Here is a 15,391-nt window from a genome sequence, read left to right on the forward strand (position 1 = left end):
GAGGGATGTCCGTGACCGATATCACAGCTTCAAAATCCATTCCCGAAGAGCCAAGAAGCGGGGCGAGGGCACTGATTTCGATGGTCTGGCGCGACAAGTTCGCACTGGTTTCCGCATTGTTTCTGCTCGTGGTCATCGTGTGCGCGATCATCGGGCCGGCGCTGCTGGGCGATCTTGCGACCTCGCAGAATCTGCGGGGGCGCAACAGCCCGCCTTTCGACCTGACGCGTGGCTGGATCTTCGTTCTGGGAGGAGATTCGCTGGGGCGCCCCATGCTGGCCCGGCTGGTTGTCGCGGCGCAAAGCACAATGCTGGTCGCTGCCGGAGCCGTGGCGCTGGCGCTCAGTGTCGGGGCGCTGTTCGGGCTGATTGCCGGCTATATGGGAAAGAACGTCTCCCAGCTCATCATGCGGCTGGCCGACGTCATCATGAGTTTCCCCTCTCTGCTGTTGGCCGTGGTGGTGCTTTACGTTCTGGGGCCGTCGATCCCCAACATGATCCTGGTGCTGGCGATTACCCGCATTCCGATCTATCTGCGAACGACGCGCGCCGAGGTGCTCGAAGTGCGCGAGCGCATGTTCGTCCAGGCGGCGGTGGTGATGGGGGCGTCCAACATCCGGATCGTGCTGCGCCATATCCTGCCGGTGATCGCGCCGACGCTGGTGACCATTGCCACGCTTGATTTCGCCTTCGTGATGCTGGCCGAATCCTCACTGTCGTTTCTGGGTATCGGCATCCAGCCGCCCAATATCACCTGGGGCCTGATGGTCAGTCAGGGGCGGCCCTATCTCAATACCGCCTGGTGGCTTTCGTTCTGGCCCGGCCTGATGATCGTCCTGACGGCGCTGTCACTGAACCTGCTGTCCAACTGGATGCGCGTGGCGCTCGATCCCGCGCAGCGCTGGCGCCTCGAAAGCCGGAAGTCCGCCAATGACTGATGCCCTGCTTACCGTTCGTGACCTTTCGGTCGACTTTCACACGGTCCGCGGCACCGTGCATGCGGTGCGCAATGTGTCCTGGTCGGTCAACAAGGGCGAGACCCTGGCCATTCTTGGCGAAAGCGGATCGGGCAAATCGGTCTCCGCCTCGGCGGTGATGAATTTGCTCGATACCCCGCCAGCGGAAATAACCAGCGGGGAAATCCTGTTCGAGGGCAAGGATCTGCTCAAGGTCAGCTATGAGGAGCACCGCGCGCTCAACGGCAAGCGGATCGCCATGATCTTCCAGGATCCGCTGGGCCATCTTAATCCGGTCTATACGGTGGGCTGGCAGATCGTCGAGATGATGACAGCGCATGGTCGCCCACTCGATAGGGCCCGGGCAAGGGCGCTGGAGCTGGTGACGCGGGTGGGGATACCCGAGCCCGAAAAGGCGCTGAAGAAATATCCGCACCAGTTTTCGGGCGGCCAGCGCCAGAGGCTGATGATCGCCATGGCGCTGATGCTCAAGCCTGACATCCTGATCGCCGATGAGCCGACCACAGCGCTGGACGTGACAATCCAGGCCGAGGTGCTGGCGCTGCTCAAGGAATTGCAGGCGGAAACAGGCATGGGGCTGGTGCTGATTACCCACGATCTGGGCGTGGTGGCGGAGATCGCCGACCGGGTCGTGGTGATGAGCCAGGGCGAAATCGCCGAGCGCGGCACGGCCCGCGAGGTCTATCACAACCCCCAGCATCCCTACACCAAAAAGCTGATCGGGGCGGCGCCGGGCAAGGGCGCGATCAAGACGCTCCAAGCCGATGCGCCGGCGCTGCTGGAAATTTCCGAATTCGTGAAAACCTATGGCGAATTCACCGCGCTCAAGGGCGTATCGCTCACGCTGGCGCGCGGCCAGAGCCTGGCCGTGGTCGGGGAGAGCGGATCGGGCAAATCGACGCTGGCGCGGACTCTGTTGCGGCTCGAAAAGCCCGACAGCGGCAAGGCGCTCTGGAAGGGGCGCGATCTGGTCACCATGCCGGCGCGCGACCTTCTTGCGGTGCGGCGCGAAATCCAGATGGTGTTTCAGGACCCCACCCAATCGCTCAATCCGCGCATGTCCGTCTATCAGCTGATCTCTGAGGGCTGGGACATTCACAGGTTGATACCCGACCGCAGGGCAAGGCGCCAGCGGGTTGCCGAACTGCTCGAACAGGTCGGGCTGCTGGCTGAACACGCATCGCGCTATCCGCATCAGTTTTCGGGCGGGCAACGCCAGCGCATCGCCATTGCGCGGGCCCTGGCGCTGGAACCGGACCTTATCATCTGCGACGAGGCGGTTTCCGCGCTCGACGTTTCGGTGCAGGCACAAGTGATGGCGCTGCTAGACGACCTGCGGGAGCGGCTGGGCATTTCGTATCTGTTTATCGCTCACGACCTTGGTGTGGTGCGCGATTTTGCCGATACAGTCGTGGTGATGAAAGCGGGCGAGATCGTCGAGCGTGGGCCGACCGAGGCGATTTTTTCGGCGCCCCGGCATCCCTATACGCAGCGGCTTTTGGCCGCCAATCTCGATCCCGACCCCGATGTTCAGGCGCAGCGGCGGCTGGCCGGCGCCGCAACGCAATGACCGATCTGGCGATTATCGCCGATGATCTGACCGGGGCGCTCGATGCGGCAGCACCGTTTGCCATGCGGGGGCTCAAGACCGTGGTCGCGCTCTCACCCCACGGGTTGCCCGAGGCGCTTGCGGCGGGCGCATCGGTGGTCGGTGTTTCAACCGACAGCCGGGAGGTCGATCCCGATACGGCGAGGAGTCGCATGGGCGCGGTGCTTGAGGGGCTGCCCGAAACGGTGGGACTGTTCAAGAAAATCGATTCCCGCCTCAAGGGAAATGTTGCGGCCGAGCTCGATATGATTGGCTTTGAGCGCGCGCTGGTCGTCCCGGCCATCCCCGAATTCGGCCGCTGGGTGAAGGCCGGCAGGCTGGGCGGATTTGGCGTGGATACGCCAATCGATGTGCGTGAAAGGCTGGGTCGGCATGCACAAAGGGCGTTCGTGCCCGACGTGTCGGATCGGGCTGACATCGAGGCGGCGCTCGAGGTTGCGCCGGACGACCTTGCGGTGGGGGCGCGGGCGCTGGCCGAAGCGATGGCCGGGCGGATGGGGGGAGAACGCGTTCAGCCAGTTCCCGATATCTCCGCCAGGCGCGTGATTTTCGTTCTCGGATCGCGCGATCCGATCACGCTGGATCAGATCGGGCGGTTGCGCCAGGCGTGTCCGGAGGCGGCCTATGTCGCGGCGCCGGGCGGGGCGGTTGTTGATGGATCGGGAGCCGGGAGCGATGTCATCATTTTTCATGCCACGCAGGGGCAGCAGTCCGACGATCCGGCGGATGTGGCGCGGCGGCTGGCCGAGGGGCTTGCGAGTGCGGGACCGCTCGATGACACCCTTGTGGTGCTTTCGGGCGGCGCGACGGCACAGGCGGTGCTCGAGCATTTGGGGATCGGGATGATCGAGGTGCTCGGCGAGGTGCTGGCTGGCTTGCCTATTGCCCAGACTTTAGGGTTCAAGCTAATCACGAAGTCCGGGGGATTTGGAGAGCCCGATGCCTTGGTCAGGATTGTGAACAGGGGCATTCAGGCGCGGGGTAGGTCTTAGATGTCGATGTCGGATGGTCTCAATGTGCGGCGCAGTCTTTCAGACGCTGTGTTCGACCGCATCCAGAAGGCAATCAAATCTGGCGCCTATGGCGTCGATGAACGCCTGCCGACCGAGCACGCGCTGGCTGCCGAGTTCCAGGTGTCGCGCCCCGTTGTCCGTGACGCGCTGCAACGGCTTCGCGATCAGGGGCTGATCTATTCGCGGCGCGGGGCGGGCTCTTTTGTGCGCGAGCAGGGGATCAAGGAACCTCTGGGATTCGGGCAGATGGAAAATCTGTCGGATCTGGAGCACTGCTATGATTTTCGCCTCACGATCGAGCCTGAAGCGGCGGCCATGGCCGCGGCGCGACGGTCGGATGAGGCGCTGGTCAAGATCAAGACAGCGCTGGCGCTGCTGCGCGACGCCACGAACCGACAGGCGCACCGCGCCGATGCCGATTTCATGTTCCATCTGTCGATCGCTCAGGCTTCGGGCAATCCCTATTTTGCCACGGCGATGCAGGCGCTCGAGGACCACATCGCGGTTGGCATGCGATTTCACGGGCTGTCGCTGAAAAGCACCCATGACGGATTGCAGCATGTGTTTACCGAGCATACCGCCATTTACCAGGCGATCCTCAATCAGGATGCGGCAGGGGCGCGAGCGTTGATGCGCCAGCATATAACGGGATCACGGAACCGGTTGTTTGCCCCGCGCGATACGCAGGGAAGCTAGATCAAATCGTGGTGCGGGTGGCCGGAATCGAACCGGCACTCCTTTCGGAACTGGATTTTGAGTCCAGCGCGTCTACCAATTCCACCACACCCGCAGCAGATTTGTCGCGGCGGACTATAGGCAAACAGGACGCGGCGTCAATTGCCCTGATGCGCCCTTTTTGAACGTGATGGTGATTTTGTTGCCGGTGAGGACCGATCAGCGCGAGAGGGATCGGACTACCTTGGCGATGCGCTTTTGCTTTGCCGGCTGGGCGACAGATGTCACCCGCCTCTCAAGGATGGCAAGAAGCCGCGCGCGTTCGGGGCCGGCAACGACCGAGGCTGCAATCTCGGCATAGGCGGGCAATTGATTGACTGGGGCCGTTTCGATCCGATCGAGCATGATCGGGGCCGCTTTTTTGTACTGGCCGGAACGGGCCAGCCCCGCGAGAATCCCCATCGTTGCGTCTTTGGCAATGACCGACCCGGCGTCAGCGGCGGCCAGTATGGTATCGAGATGTTCGCTCAGCAATCGCGGTTCGAGCGGTGCCAGGGTTTCGAGGGCTTTCAAAGCGCCCCAGACTTGACGATTGGCGCCGGCATCGAGGCGGGAAAGAAATGCACCGGCGTGGGGCGCGATGAGCTCGGGTGCCCTGTAGCCGATTTCGTAAAGGACCTTGATGGCGTCATTTGCGACGGCCTTGCCGGCATTCTGCAGCGCATCGGCCAGCGTGGCGATTGCCGCGTGGTCCCTTTGCGCCACGAGCTGTTCGGCAAGAGCAATATTGGGTTGCTCGTCATTGCGGTCCAACGCACAGGCGAGCTGATCGAGAACGCCCAAGGCTAGCTCCGCCAGCGCTGCAGACGCGGCAGGGATCGGGTAAATGCCCACGCCATCACGCGTGGCATGCCCTGCTTGCGCAATTGGTCAATGCAATATTGCTGCATCTGCGCGACCGTAAAGCCGGGCTGGGTGAACGCCCCGTCCTCAAAGCACAGCGAACAATAAAGAGTAGAACGACTGCCATCGGCATTGGTGCCTCCGCCTTGGGGGTCCTTGCTCATGGGCATTGAGCAGCTCTGACAAATCGGTCCCACAGCGGTCTCCATTGTTTTTGGCCCGATCGGCCATCTTGACACCGTCGGGTGTGAACCATAGTAAAACCATGGAGTGCGGTCAATGGTTTTGGAGTCATGATGCGAGTCGGCGCCCTGGCAAAGCAAACAGGCATGACGCGGGATACGATCCGGTTTTATGAGCGCAGGGGACTGATTTCCTCCCGACCGTCCAGCGACCCTTCCAACAGCTATCGCGACTACCCCGACGACACCGTGGAACGGCTGGACATGATCGCGCAGGCTCGGGCTGCCGGGATGAGTATTTCCGAGCTTGAAATGCTGGTTCAGGTGATGGAAACCGGCGATCTCGAAGCGTTTGATGCCGACAGCTTTCTCGCGGAGAAAATCGGGGAAATCGAAGCCTCGATCGCCCGATCGCGGCGTTTTGTGGCGCTTCTGAGGGCAACCCGAACGGCGCTGGCGCGCGCGGTGCGATAAGAGAGCCTTGGCGCTTTTTGAACCTTTTGCCGATACAGATATCGAAGTGCTCGCAGAGTGCGCCGTAAATCCGGCGTGATCGCGATTGAAAAGTTGGTGCGGATGGAGCATGGCTTGCCGGCCCGCCCGCCCGCCAGTTGGGGACGACCAATATATGCTGCGCCGCCTTTATGACTGGGCCATGAAAATGGCCATGAGCCGACAGGCTCCCTATGCCTTGGCCGGGGTGAGTTTTGCCGAAAGTTCGTTTTTTCCGCTGCCCCCCGATGTGATGCTGATTCCCATGGTGGTCGCGGACCGCAAATCGGCCTGGTGGAACGCGACGATCTGTACGGTCGCCTCAGTGCTGGGGGGGATTTTCGGGTATGTGATCGGGGCGTTCCTGTTCGAGCCGCTGGCGCGACCGATCATCGATTTTTACCACTACGGGCCGGCCTTCGAGCAGCTTCAGCAGTGGTTTGCCGATTACGGGCTGCTGATCGTCTTTGTCGCCGGGTTCACACCGGTGCCCTACAAGGTCTTCACTATCACTTCGGGGTTTGCCGGGTTGTCGCTGCCGGTCTTCGTAATCGGCTCGATCATCTCGCGCGGCGCGCGGTTCTTTCTGGTGGCGACGCTTTTGTACTTTTTCGGCCCTCCGATCCGCGATTTCATCGAAAAGCGGCTCGGTCTGGTCACAATCGTCTTTACCGTGCTGTTGATCGGCGGTTTCGTCGCCATTCGGTATCTGAACTAGGATTTTCGCCTCATGTCGCAGACTTCTCAACTTTCACCGGCATCGGACCGGGCCAAGGCCGGCGCGGCGTTCGTTCTGGGGCTTGCCGCCATTCTCGGGGCGCTGGCGTTCCAGTTCATCGGCGGGCTTTATCCGTGTGAATTGTGCCTGACCCAGCGCTGGCCCTATTATATCGGCCTGCCGTTGCTGGCCCTGGCGCTGATCGTGTGGACCAAGCTTCCAACCCCGTTCCGGGTTGGGTTGATGGGCGTGGTTGCGGCGCTGTTTGCGTGGGGAACCTGGGTCGGGGGCTATCACGCGGGCGTTGAATGGGGCTGGTGGCCGGGGCCGCAAAGCTGCACCGGGGTCGGCGACGACGCGATCAGCCTCGATATGCTTTCAGACATGAGCGATGTGCGCATCGTGCCGTGCGACGCAATTCAGTGGGAGATGTTTGGCATCTCGCTGGCCGGGTTCAATGCGCTGATTTCGGCAGCCATCGTGGTGCTGCTGGTGCTGGCCATTATCGGGCAGTTGCGCAAGGCGTAAATCGGCTTACGGCTCCAGTTCGATATCCCAATAGAGATAATCGAGCCAGCTATCGTGGAGATAGTTGGGCGGGAAGGCCCTGCCGTTGTTGTGCAAATCGTGCACCGTGGGCTGGTAGGGCTTCTGGCGCGGGATCATGCCGATTTCGCGCGGGGTGCGATTGGCCTTGCGCAGGTTGCAGGGCGAGCAGGCGGCAACGATGTTTTCCCAGGTCGTGCGGCCACCCTTGGAGCGGGGCAGGACGTGATCGAAGGTCAGATCGTGACGCGAGCCGCAATACTGGCACTGGAAACGATCTCGCAGGAAAACGTTGAAGCGGGTAAAGGCGGGGTATTTGGCGGGCTGGACATAGTCTTTGAGCGAAATGACGCTCGGCAGGCGCATCTCGAAGCTCGGACTTCGGACCACCTTGTCATATTCGGAAACGATGTGCACACGGTCCAGGCACACGGCCTTTATGGCGTCCTGCCAGTTCCACAAGGACAATGGATAATAGCTGAGCGGCCTGAAATCAGCGTTCAGGACTAGAGCGGGACAGGCCTGAGGTGACACGTGGATTGTCACAAAATCCTCCGGGGCATGGACTTAACCTCCCCGCAACGCTTCCAATCCTGAATGCGCTCTGACCGCTGCCGGAAGCGCTCCGGCGATTCCATGGCTATATTCTACGCCTCTTGTGACAGGGCTGTGAAGAACTTTGTTGAAAAGCTGTGGGGAATCCAACTCGCTAGATCTAGTCCGCTTTTCTTCGAATCGCGGACTGGATCTAGGTCCTTGTTTCGTCGCGCGTCCGAACCGTAAAACCGTTTCCACTTTTGCTGGACGCGCTCTAGAGGATCCCGCGCAGGAACGTCGTGGCGGTCTCCAGCCCGTCCTGAGCGATGGTGTGACCGGAGCCTTGAGAAATATGGAGCCGCGCGTCTATTCCGAGATCGATGAGTTTGGGCAGCGCGGTTTCGCTGCCGATGACCGGGACCACATCGTCCAGATCGCCATGGATCAGCAGCACGGGCGGCTTTGAGGCGATTTCGGCCTCGAGCTTTTCCGGCGCGACGATGAGGCCGGAAAAGGCGATGATGGCCTTGACGGGTTCGGCAAGACGCAGGCCGGTATAGAGCGCCATCATGGCGCCCTGGGAGAAGCCCACGAGGATCGTGTCGGCGGGCCCCAGGCCGGTCTGGGCCCACAGGTCGGTGAGGAACGCGTCGATCACGGGCCGGGCGGTGTCGGCGCCGGAGAGGCGCGCAAGGGTGCGGTCTCCCTCAAGGTCGAGGGGAAACCATTCATAGCCGAACGGATTGCCGCCGCAGACATGGGGGGCGTTGGGCGCGACGAATATCGTATCGGGGAAACTGTCGCGCCAGAACTGGCCGAGGGCGATGAGGTCGCGGCCGTCCGAGCCATAGCCGTGCAGGAGCACGACGAGACTTTTCGCGGATCCCGAGGCAGCGGGAAGCATGGGGCCGGAGAGCTTTACGGGTTCGGTCATCAATGGTCCTTGGGGTTGGAAAAATTTAGAGCGCGTCCCAGGCGTCAGAATTTTTCATGGCCGAGAAATAGCGCCAGAACATCAGGGCGGCGGCGCCCCGATGCGGCGACCATTGGGCGGCCAGGGGGATCAATTCCTTGGGCAGTGGGCGAGCGGGAAGATTGAAGGCGTGCTCGACCGCCTTTTGCAGAGCGAGGTCGCCGGCGGGGAAGATGTCGGGGTGGCCGGCGCAGAACAGGAGGTAGATTTCCGCGGTCCAGGGGCCGATGCCCTTGAGGCGGGTGAGGGTTTCGATGGCGGCGTCGGGCTCCATTACATCGACCTGGGAAAAGTCCAGGCCCTGTTCGGTGATGGCCAGGGCGACGCCGCGAATGGTTTCGAATTTCCCCCGCGAGAGTCCGGTCTTGCGCAGGGTTTGCTCGTCGAATCCGAGATAGGCATCGGGGGTTATGGCGCCCAGCGCTTCGACCCGGCCCCAGATGGCGCGGGCCGAGGCGACCGAGAGTTGCTGGCCGCAAACGATCCGGGCCATGCCCTCGAACCCCGATGGAGAATTGCGCAGGGTGACTTCGCCGGCCCGGCTGATGGCAGCGGCAAGGCGCTCGTCGCGCTGGCTCAATCCCTCAAGATGGACAGCCAGCGCCTGGGCGCTGTCGAGCCGGGGTGGAGTGGCGAGGGCGCTCATGGTAGGGGCTTTCAACGAGGATTTGCGGTTGGTCATGTCGTTCCCATCTCAACGTATTTTCCGCTTCGCGCCAAGCCCGAACGGGCGGTTGCATCTGGGGCATGCCTATTCGGCGCTTTATACCGATCATTGGGCAAGAGCGCTGGGCGGAGCGTTTGTGCTGCGGATCGAAGACATCGACACGGTGCGGTGTCGACCCGAATTTGTCGAAGCGGTTTTTAAAGATTTGCAATGGCTTGGGCTTGAATGGCCCGAGCCGGTGCGGGTCCAATCGGCCCATTTCGATGACTACCGTGTGGCGGCCGATGCCCTGCGGAGCAAGGGTCTGCTCTATCCGTGCTTTTGTACGCGGGCCGAAATCCGGGCGGCGGCGGATGGGCGGACCGATCCGGACGGGGCACCGATCTATCCGGGGACCTGCCGGCATCTTCCGGGGGCTGAAAGACTGGAAAAGCTCGAGGCCGGCGTGCCGGTGCAGTGGCGGCTCGACGTGGGACGAGCGCTTGACGGAAAAGGGGAACTTTCTATCCGTGAGGCGATGCCCGACCCCGCCAGTGAAGTGGTCAAGCGCCGGGCAGAGCCCGAGCGGTGGGGGGATGTGGTGATCGTGCGCAAGGATACGCCGACCAGCTATCATCTCTCGGTGGTGGTCGACGATGCCATTCAGGGCATAACGCATGTAACGCGCGGCATGGATCTTTACGCCTCGACTGACATTCACGTCCTTTTGCAGGTTCTCTTGGATTTGCCGAGCCCGGTCTATACCCACCATCCGCTGATCGTCGGTGAGGATGCGGAAAAGCTGTCCAAATCTCGCGGCTCGGAAAGCCTGGCCGGGTTGCGGGCGCTGGGGATTGCGCCCGGGGAGATCAGGGCGCAGTTCACGTTCTGAATCCTGGCGCAAACCAGGCGTGGAAAGCTACGGCCCGGTGCGTTCGGGACCCCGATATCTGCAATCAATGCCGCGATGGGTGGAACGGGGCGACAAAATGGGGCATGACCCGATAGCGATGCCGTGTTCTACACATGCGTATCGAGACAGTTTAGGAAAGCGATCCCATGGAAACCTCCCTCAACATCCTGATCGTCCTGGCCGTGGCCGCAGTGGCGATCATTTTGGGCATGGGGCTCTACAACATGTTCAAGGGCGGGTCGGGCAACACCAGCCAGAAGCTGATGCGGGCCCGCGTCATCATGCAGGCCATAGCGGTAGCCTTGCTGATGGCGGCATTGTATTTCTTTGGTCCTCAACGCTGATCCCGCTCCCACACCGCAGGTACTTATTTATGGTCAAGCTCAACAAGATCTACACAAAGACCGGTGATGACGGGACGACGGGGCTGGTGGACGGGCCGCGGCGGCAAAAGGACGACCTGCGGGTCGAGGCCTATGGCACGGTGGACGAGGCCAACGCAGCGATCGGGCTGGCGCGGCTCAATACCAAGGACATGGCGCGGGTCGATCACGCGCTGGGGCGCATCCAGAACGATCTGTTCGATCTTGGGTCCGATCTTGCAACGCCCGGCCCCGATGAGGGGCGATCCTACACGGCGTTGCGGGTGACGGCGCGGCAGGTGGAATGGCTCGAGGGCCAGATCGATGCGTTCAACGAAGCGCTCACCCCGCTGACGTCGTTTGTCCTGCCGGGCGGGACGGCCCTTTCGGCGGCGCTGCATCTGGCGCGCACCATAACGCGGCGGGCCGAACGGGTGTGCGTTGCCACCAAAAGGGCCGAGCCCGACCTCAACCCCGAAGCGATCCGCTATCTCAACCGGCTTTCGGATCTGCTGTTCGTTCTGGGCCGGGTGGCCAATGGAAACGGGAGCAAGGACGTGTTGTGGGAGCCAGGGCGCAATACGGGGACGACCAAGGACGGGTAAGGGTCTGTATCGCCCGGTGAGCCTGGAATTATCGGCTTTTCCGAAGCAATTTTCAGGCGTATTGTTGGCACCAGGGCGGCGGAGACTTCGAGGGGAGGTTGAGTTCGCCCTGGAGGGTTTAAAAAATGCCCAAGGTCTCGCATCTGTTTTTCCAGAGCGGCATCGTCTTTCTCATTGTCGGCATCGGCATGGGGTTGCAGATGTCCATTTCCGGTGTCCACAACGTCACCGGCGCCCACGCCCATCTCAACCTGCTCGGCTGGGTGACCAGTGCGCTGTTTGGCGCCTATTACGCACTCAATCCGGCCAAGGCGGCGTTGCGTCTGGCGATGATTCACTACGGGGTCTATACGCTCGGGGTCATCGCCATGATCGTGGGGCTCTATTTCCTGCTTCAGGGGAACACCAGCTTTGAGCCTCTGGTCGTTGTGGGGTCGCTGGTGACTTTCGCCGGGGTGCTGATTTTCGCCTACACGGTTTTTGCGCCGTCCCGCACCGCTTCGCCGGCCCGACCCAGGCCCGCGGAATAGCCGAAGGGGCGGCGAGGCTGACGGAAAGCCTCTCGCCCCATGCGCAAATGGACATTTCGAGCGCCGGGCGCGGCACGCACCGGCCTGCGCGGATGGTCTTGTTTTTGCGCGCGCCCTGGGTGCAAAAATGGTATCGGGTGGTTCGAAGCGCTCCGGCACACCGGGCGCCAGCCCGGGGACTGCGCCGATGTTTCTGCCGCTCTATGACAGCAACAAGATCGCTCATATCGAGCGGCCCTTCGTCAATTACGGATTGATCGGGGTCAATATCGTCGTGTTCCTCATGCAATGGGCCGGCGGGCAGGACGGGCTCTATTTCGGCCAGATCACCTATGGGATGATCCCGGCGGTGGTGAGCGGGGTCGTGGAAGGGCCAGCGCCCTGGCTGCCCGATCAGGCGACGGTCTTCACCTATATGTTTTTGCATGCCGATTGGCTGCACCTTCTCTCCAACATGTTGTTTTTATGGGTGTTCGGCGACAATGTCGAAGACGCCATGGGGCATTGGAAATATCTGGTCTTTTATATTGCCTGCGGGGTGGTGAGCGGGCTGGCCCATCTGTGGCTGTTTCCAGAGGCGATGGGGCCGCTGGTGGGCGCGTCGGGCGCTGTGGCGGGGATCATCGGGGCGTATCTTGTGCTCTATCCGAAAGTGCGGGTGTTCGTTCTCAACCGACTGGTCATCACCTTTCCCCTGGCGCTGCCAGCCTGGGCGGTGCTGGGGCTGTGGGTGGCGACGCAGCTTTTCTATGTGTTCATCTGGGGCGATGACGGGGTGGCCTGGTGGGTGCACCTGGGCGGGGTTGTGGCCGGGGCGGCGCTGGTGGTGGTGTTCAAGCGGCGACAGGTGCCGCTTTGGGGCGGGTGAGGCGGTGCGTTTGAGCTGGCGCTCAAGGCGCCACGCTGGCTTGCTCTCTGCGATCATCCCGGGGTGACGGGTAGTGGATTGGGGAAGGGGACAGCCCCAATGCGAAATCAGAAAATACCGGAGGAGTGCCGCGGCGATGGCCGTCGGGCCAATGGTTAATTCGGGGTAAGGTTTTTTTAGGCGCTGGCGTTTAGATTGGGGCGTGAACGCAGAAGCGATGAGGATGGGCGAAAATGAGCGATATTGCCGCGACAGCGGTGGCCATGAAACAGGCCCAGACCGTTCAGACCGCCCAGATGCTGATGGTCAAAAAGCAGCACGAAATGGAAATGAGCATGATTTCCATGCTGACCGAGGCCGTCGAGAATGCTCCGGCGCCGGCGCCCGCCGGGATGGGAGCCAATGTCGACAAGCGGGCCTAGGTTGCATGGACAGTCAGGTGATGGCGGCCTGCAAGTGGCAATATTCGCTGACGTGGCCCTTCGGGTCTGCGCTTCCGGTGCTCACGTACCCAATGTACGCTCCGCTCATAGCCCGCGAGCTTAAGTTCGCCGGGCGTTCTTCCCTACAGAAGGTCCACTGGATCTTCTGTGGCCGGTCATCACTCTCGAAAATCGCCACTTTCGGCTCGCCCTGACCTGACTGTCCACGCAACCTAGAGCGTGAGCCGCGAGGGTATATTGATCCTGATCCAGCATTCGGCCGAAATCCTTTTGCACCGCATGGCCAGGATCGAGGCCGGCAATCTTGAGGCCACAACGGCGCTGATTGCCAGGGAGCGTGGGGCGATGATGATCGAGAAGGCTATCGAGCGGCTCGACGCGCCCGTGTCGGCCAAAGCCGAGCCAACCCATCAGATCGACAAGAGCGCCTAAGGTCGGTCTTCTTTTGCTCTGTCTTGCAGAGGTGAGGGGATTGGCTGGCGCCCAAGGCTCCCTCACCGGCCTGCCGGCCTTCTTTCTCCTTGGGTGTGAGGGGTTTTTGAGCGGCCGTGTACTGGATATGGCCCCTAGCCCGTCTCCACCGCCTGGCGCAGGGCGCGGACGAGGGCGGTTTCGAGCTTGCCGGCGACGCACATGTCTTCGAGGATGGCCAGCGCCTGGGCGGGAGGCATGGCGGGCTTGTAGGCGCGGCGTTCGCTGAGTGCGCCATAGATATCGCAGATGGTGACGATGCGGGTGAGATCGCCGATCTGGGAGGCCATGAGGCCATCGGGGTAGCCGCTGCCGTCGAGATATTCGTGGTGGCCCCGGACGGCGGCTAGAATATCGGGGCTGAGATCGGCGTGGGCGGTAAGATAGTCAAAGCCTTCGATCGGGTGGCGCGCGATCTCGGCAAATTCTTCAGCGGAGAGCTTGCCGGGTTTTTCGAGGATGGCGACGGGGATCGTGGCCTTGCCGATGTCGTGGAGGAGGCCGGCGGTGGTGAGCTTGGAGACATCGGCCTGGCTCATGCCGACTTTCTGGGCGAAATTGGTGAGGACGCCGGTGACCAGCAGGCAGTGCTGGTAGGTGCCCTGGTGATGGGCGCGCACCGTATCGAGCCATTGACCGAGCCCGCCCGCGCCGACACTGTCGACGATGTCGTTGCTGGCCCTGGCGACGGTGGTTGAATCAAGGGCGGTGTTGGACCGGAGTGATTCAAAGGCGCTGCCGAGGGCCCTGGAGGCCGCCCGAGCTATGGCAGCGCTTGACGTGTCGGCCGCCTCGTCGACGGGTTGGGGCAAGGTGCTCGAGAGCAGGCGCTTGAGCCCCTCGGCTGTTAGCGGCCGCGTTTCAGTGGCGTGGGCGCGGAGCACATTGGCCTGAACCATCTCCACGCGCCGACCCTCGGTGACGAGGAAGTAGCGTGGGATGTTGCGCTCGAGGGCCTGCAGGCTCTTTTTGAGCCGGTCGATGGTGGCGGTGCTGGAGAGATCGGCGTCGACCAGGATGGCCGAAAAGGCCGAAAGGTCGAGCGCACCGATTTCGCTCAGTGGCGCGACTCGCGCTATCGCCGACCAGTGGGCAGCCGGGTGCGGCTCCCTTGCAGGACTGTCGGTGACCATCAAAACGGCAACGCTCGAACCGGTCAAGCTGGTGATCCGCTGTTTCGCCGCCGCGGGTGGCGGCTCCTCCGCCAATCAGTGTGCGCCCGATCCCTCAATTTTTAGTAAGCAGAAATTCGGCCTTGCCCGGTCAGATTTCGAGAAGGGTTTCGACGACCCTGTGGCCGTCGGGGGTGTCCCAATGGGCGGGGCCCTGGAGGACGGCCAACTCGCACCCTTCATCATCGACGAGAATGGTAGCGGGGAGGCCCAGCGTTACCGCTTCATTTCGCAGGCGCTCGAAGAGTTTGTAGCTCGGATCGGCAAAGAGCTTGAGATTTTGCGCGCCGATCTCTTCAAGGAACAGGGCAGCGGCGGTGGGACCGTCGGCGCCGATATCGAGGCTGATGGCGACCACTTCGAAATCGTCCCCGCCATATTGGGCTTGGAGCGCATCGAGGAAGGGCATTTCCTCGCGGCAGGGCGCGCACCAGGTGGCCCAGAAATTGATCAGCAGCTTCTTACCGGCGAAATCGGCGAGCGTGACGGGGTTTCCATCCTCGTCCTGGAAGGCAAGATCGGAATAGTCGCGCCATTGGGACGAGGGTAAAAGAGCGGCGAGTTCGCCGGTTGCGGCATCGTCGATGGCTTGTGCGGCCTCGGCGCGCACCGGGCAGGTCGCGGCGTTGGCGCCGCCATTGCTAACCCAGACGGCCACGGCTATACCTACCGCCGCTGCGAAAAGGCCCGTGCCAAGGATGATGGGGCGGGGTGATTTTCGCTTTTCGTCCTGATCCATAAAACCATCACTCGCAA

At 62.1% G+C, this 15,391-nt stretch carries 21 protein-coding genes and 1 tRNA gene; 14 read left to right on the forward strand and 8 right to left on the reverse strand.

Translation table 11 applies throughout. The features are described from left to right. Positions 1-5 precede the first annotated feature (5 nt). From OF122_RS02865 to OF122_RS02880, 4 genes are read left to right on the forward strand one after another with little or no spacing between them, the layout of a single operon-like run. Positions 6-938, forward strand: coding sequence for an ABC transporter permease (locus tag OF122_RS02865; protein ID WP_408636295.1), 933 nt, complete (start codon positions 6-8; stop codon positions 936-938). Further along, entirely contained in the window at positions 931-2,547 is a 1,617-nt protein-coding gene (locus OF122_RS02870; RefSeq protein WP_264226346.1) for an ABC transporter ATP-binding protein, read from the forward strand. The genes OF122_RS02865 and OF122_RS02870 overlap by 8 nt, the downstream gene beginning before the upstream one ends. After that, positions 2,544-3,578, forward strand: coding sequence for a four-carbon acid sugar kinase family protein (locus tag OF122_RS02875; protein ID WP_264226347.1), 1,035 nt, complete (start codon positions 2,544-2,546; stop codon positions 3,576-3,578). The genes OF122_RS02870 and OF122_RS02875 overlap by 4 nt, the downstream gene beginning before the upstream one ends. Further along, entirely contained in the window at positions 3,579-4,295 is a 717-nt protein-coding gene (locus OF122_RS02880) for a FadR/GntR family transcriptional regulator (RefSeq protein WP_408636296.1), read from the forward strand. It begins immediately after the preceding gene. Between the two features lie 9 nt (positions 4,296-4,304). On the opposite strand, the gene OF122_RS02885 is transcribed toward OF122_RS02880, so the two are convergent. The 3 genes from OF122_RS02885 to OF122_RS02895 form a co-directional block, all read right to left on the reverse strand. Then, a tRNA-Leu gene (locus tag OF122_RS02885) sits at positions 4,305-4,389 on the reverse strand. Positions 4,390-4,493: 104 nt separating this feature from the next. Next, entirely contained in the window at positions 4,494-5,117 is a 624-nt protein-coding gene (locus OF122_RS02890; RefSeq protein ID WP_264226348.1) for a hypothetical protein, read from the reverse strand. Positions 5,118-5,119: 2 nt separating this feature from the next. Beyond that, a complete protein-coding gene (locus tag OF122_RS02895) occupies positions 5,120-5,386 on the reverse strand; it encodes a zinc ribbon domain-containing protein (RefSeq protein ID WP_264226349.1) in 267 nt (88 codons plus the stop codon). 87 nt (positions 5,387-5,473) lie between these two features. On the opposite strand from OF122_RS02895, the gene OF122_RS02900 reads away from it, so the two are divergent. The 3 genes from OF122_RS02900 (at position 5,474) to OF122_RS02910 (ending at position 7,097) form a co-directional block, all read left to right on the forward strand. After that, positions 5,474-5,833 carry a MerR family transcriptional regulator gene (locus OF122_RS02900; protein ID WP_264227743.1) on the forward strand — a complete coding sequence of 120 codons (360 nt, stop codon included), beginning with the start codon at positions 5,474-5,476 and terminating at the stop codon, positions 5,831-5,833. Between the two features lie 154 nt (positions 5,834-5,987). Continuing rightward, positions 5,988-6,569: a YqaA family protein gene (locus OF122_RS02905; protein WP_264226350.1), complete on the forward strand. Its 582-nt coding sequence runs from the start codon at positions 5,988-5,990 to the stop codon at positions 6,567-6,569. 12 nt (positions 6,570-6,581) lie between these two features. Further along, positions 6,582-7,097: a disulfide bond formation protein B gene (locus OF122_RS02910; RefSeq protein WP_264226351.1), complete on the forward strand. Its 516-nt coding sequence runs from the start codon at positions 6,582-6,584 to the stop codon at positions 7,095-7,097. Positions 7,098-7,103: 6 nt separating this feature from the next. Here the strand turns inward: OF122_RS02910 and OF122_RS02915 are convergent, their stop codons facing one another. The 3 genes from OF122_RS02915 to OF122_RS02925 all read right to left on the reverse strand — a co-directional run bounded on the left by OF122_RS02915 (position 7,104) and on the right by OF122_RS02925 (position 9,307). After that, entirely contained in the window at positions 7,104-7,661 is a 558-nt protein-coding gene (locus OF122_RS02915) for an HNH endonuclease (protein ID WP_014132137.1), read from the reverse strand. Between the two features lie 265 nt (positions 7,662-7,926). Further along, entirely contained in the window at positions 7,927-8,586 is a 660-nt protein-coding gene (locus OF122_RS02920) for an alpha/beta hydrolase (RefSeq protein ID WP_264226352.1), read from the reverse strand. 25 nt (positions 8,587-8,611) lie between these two features. Next, entirely contained in the window at positions 8,612-9,307 is a 696-nt protein-coding gene (locus OF122_RS02925; protein ID WP_264226353.1) for a DNA-3-methyladenine glycosylase family protein, read from the reverse strand. Between OF122_RS02925 and gluQRS the strand changes: the two genes are divergently transcribed. The 7 genes from gluQRS to OF122_RS02960 all read left to right on the forward strand — a co-directional run bounded on the left by gluQRS (position 9,306) and on the right by OF122_RS02960 (position 13,424). Next, the gene (gene gluQRS / locus OF122_RS02930) at positions 9,306-10,163 is read left to right on the forward strand and encodes a tRNA glutamyl-Q(34) synthetase GluQRS (RefSeq protein ID WP_264226354.1); all 858 of its coding nucleotides are present in this window, start codon (positions 9,306-9,308) and stop codon (positions 10,161-10,163) included. The two genes, OF122_RS02925 and gluQRS, sit on opposite strands and share 2 nt — an antisense overlap. Before the next feature lie 167 nt (positions 10,164-10,330). Further along, positions 10,331-10,528, forward strand: a complete 198-nt coding sequence (locus OF122_RS02935) for a twin transmembrane helix small protein (RefSeq protein WP_264226355.1) — start codon at positions 10,331-10,333, stop codon at positions 10,526-10,528. A 29-nt stretch (positions 10,529-10,557) separates the two neighbouring features. Next, a complete protein-coding gene (locus OF122_RS02940; protein WP_264226356.1) occupies positions 10,558-11,151 on the forward strand; it encodes a cob(I)yrinic acid a,c-diamide adenosyltransferase in 594 nt (197 codons plus the stop codon). Between the two features lie 125 nt (positions 11,152-11,276). Further along, positions 11,277-11,681: a heme-copper oxidase family protein gene (locus tag OF122_RS02945; protein ID WP_264226357.1), complete on the forward strand. Its 405-nt coding sequence runs from the start codon at positions 11,277-11,279 to the stop codon at positions 11,679-11,681. Between the two features lie 187 nt (positions 11,682-11,868). After that, complete coding sequence (locus OF122_RS02950; protein ID WP_264226358.1) at positions 11,869-12,549, forward strand: rhomboid family intramembrane serine protease; 681 nt, start codon at positions 11,869-11,871, stop codon at positions 12,547-12,549. Positions 12,550-12,782: 233 nt separating this feature from the next. Continuing rightward, entirely contained in the window at positions 12,783-12,971 is a 189-nt protein-coding gene (locus OF122_RS02955) for a YjfB family protein (RefSeq protein WP_264226359.1), read from the forward strand. A gap of 240 nt (positions 12,972-13,211) precedes the next feature. Beyond that, positions 13,212-13,424, forward strand: coding sequence for a hypothetical protein (locus OF122_RS02960; RefSeq protein WP_264226360.1), 213 nt, complete (start codon positions 13,212-13,214; stop codon positions 13,422-13,424). Between the two features lie 134 nt (positions 13,425-13,558). On the opposite strand, the gene OF122_RS02965 is transcribed toward OF122_RS02960, so the two are convergent. Both OF122_RS02965 and OF122_RS02970 read right to left on the reverse strand, forming a co-directional pair. Further along, on the reverse strand, positions 13,559-14,623 hold the full coding sequence (locus OF122_RS02965; protein WP_264226361.1) for an HD-GYP domain-containing protein: 1,065 nt from the start codon (positions 14,621-14,623) through the stop codon (positions 13,559-13,561). A 103-nt stretch (positions 14,624-14,726) separates the two neighbouring features. Further along, positions 14,727-15,374 (reverse strand): TlpA disulfide reductase family protein, encoded by a 648-nt coding sequence (locus tag OF122_RS02970; protein ID WP_264226362.1) that lies wholly within the window; start codon positions 15,372-15,374, stop codon positions 14,727-14,729. Positions 15,375-15,391: the final 17 nt, after the last annotated feature.

The sequence above is a fragment of the Pelagibacterium flavum genome, from assembly GCF_025854335.1.
Lineage (GTDB): Bacteria > Pseudomonadota > Alphaproteobacteria > Rhizobiales > Devosiaceae > Pelagibacterium > Pelagibacterium flavum.

Coding starts and splice junctions, on each gene's coding strand:
- OF122_RS02905 (WP_264226350.1), top strand. CDS start 5,988: ATGCTGCGCCGCCTTTATGACTGGGCCATGAAAATGGCCATGAGCCGA.
- OF122_RS02955 (WP_264226359.1), top strand. CDS start 12,783: ATGAGCGATATTGCCGCGACAGCGGTGGCCATGAAACAGGCCCAGACC.
- gluQRS (WP_264226354.1), top strand. CDS start 9,306: ATGTCGTTCCCATCTCAACGTATTTTCCGCTTCGCGCCAAGCCCGAAC.
- OF122_RS02940 (WP_264226356.1), top strand. CDS start 10,558: ATGGTCAAGCTCAACAAGATCTACACAAAGACCGGTGATGACGGGACG.
- OF122_RS02950 (WP_264226358.1), top strand. CDS start 11,869: ATGTTTCTGCCGCTCTATGACAGCAACAAGATCGCTCATATCGAGCGG.
- OF122_RS02875 (WP_264226347.1), top strand. CDS start 2,544: ATGACCGATCTGGCGATTATCGCCGATGATCTGACCGGGGCGCTCGAT.
- OF122_RS02935 (WP_264226355.1), top strand. CDS start 10,331: ATGGAAACCTCCCTCAACATCCTGATCGTCCTGGCCGTGGCCGCAGTG.
- OF122_RS02880 (WP_408636296.1), top strand. CDS start 3,579: ATGTCGATGTCGGATGGTCTCAATGTGCGGCGCAGTCTTTCAGACGCT.
- OF122_RS02895 (WP_264226349.1), bottom strand. CDS start 5,386: ATGGAGACCGCTGTGGGACCGATTTGTCAGAGCTGCTCAATGCCCATG.
- OF122_RS02910 (WP_264226351.1), top strand. CDS start 6,582: ATGTCGCAGACTTCTCAACTTTCACCGGCATCGGACCGGGCCAAGGCC.
- OF122_RS02920 (WP_264226352.1), bottom strand. CDS start 8,586: ATGACCGAACCCGTAAAGCTCTCCGGCCCCATGCTTCCCGCTGCCTCG.
- OF122_RS02925 (WP_264226353.1), bottom strand. CDS start 9,307: ATGACCAACCGCAAATCCTCGTTGAAAGCCCCTACCATGAGCGCCCTC.
- OF122_RS02945 (WP_264226357.1), top strand. CDS start 11,277: ATGCCCAAGGTCTCGCATCTGTTTTTCCAGAGCGGCATCGTCTTTCTC.
- OF122_RS02865 (WP_408636295.1), top strand. CDS start 6: ATGTCCGTGACCGATATCACAGCTTCAAAATCCATTCCCGAAGAGCCA.
- OF122_RS02900 (WP_264227743.1), top strand. CDS start 5,474: ATGCGAGTCGGCGCCCTGGCAAAGCAAACAGGCATGACGCGGGATACG.
- OF122_RS02870 (WP_264226346.1), top strand. CDS start 931: ATGACTGATGCCCTGCTTACCGTTCGTGACCTTTCGGTCGACTTTCAC.
- OF122_RS02970 (WP_264226362.1), bottom strand. CDS start 15,374: ATGGATCAGGACGAAAAGCGAAAATCACCCCGCCCCATCATCCTTGGC.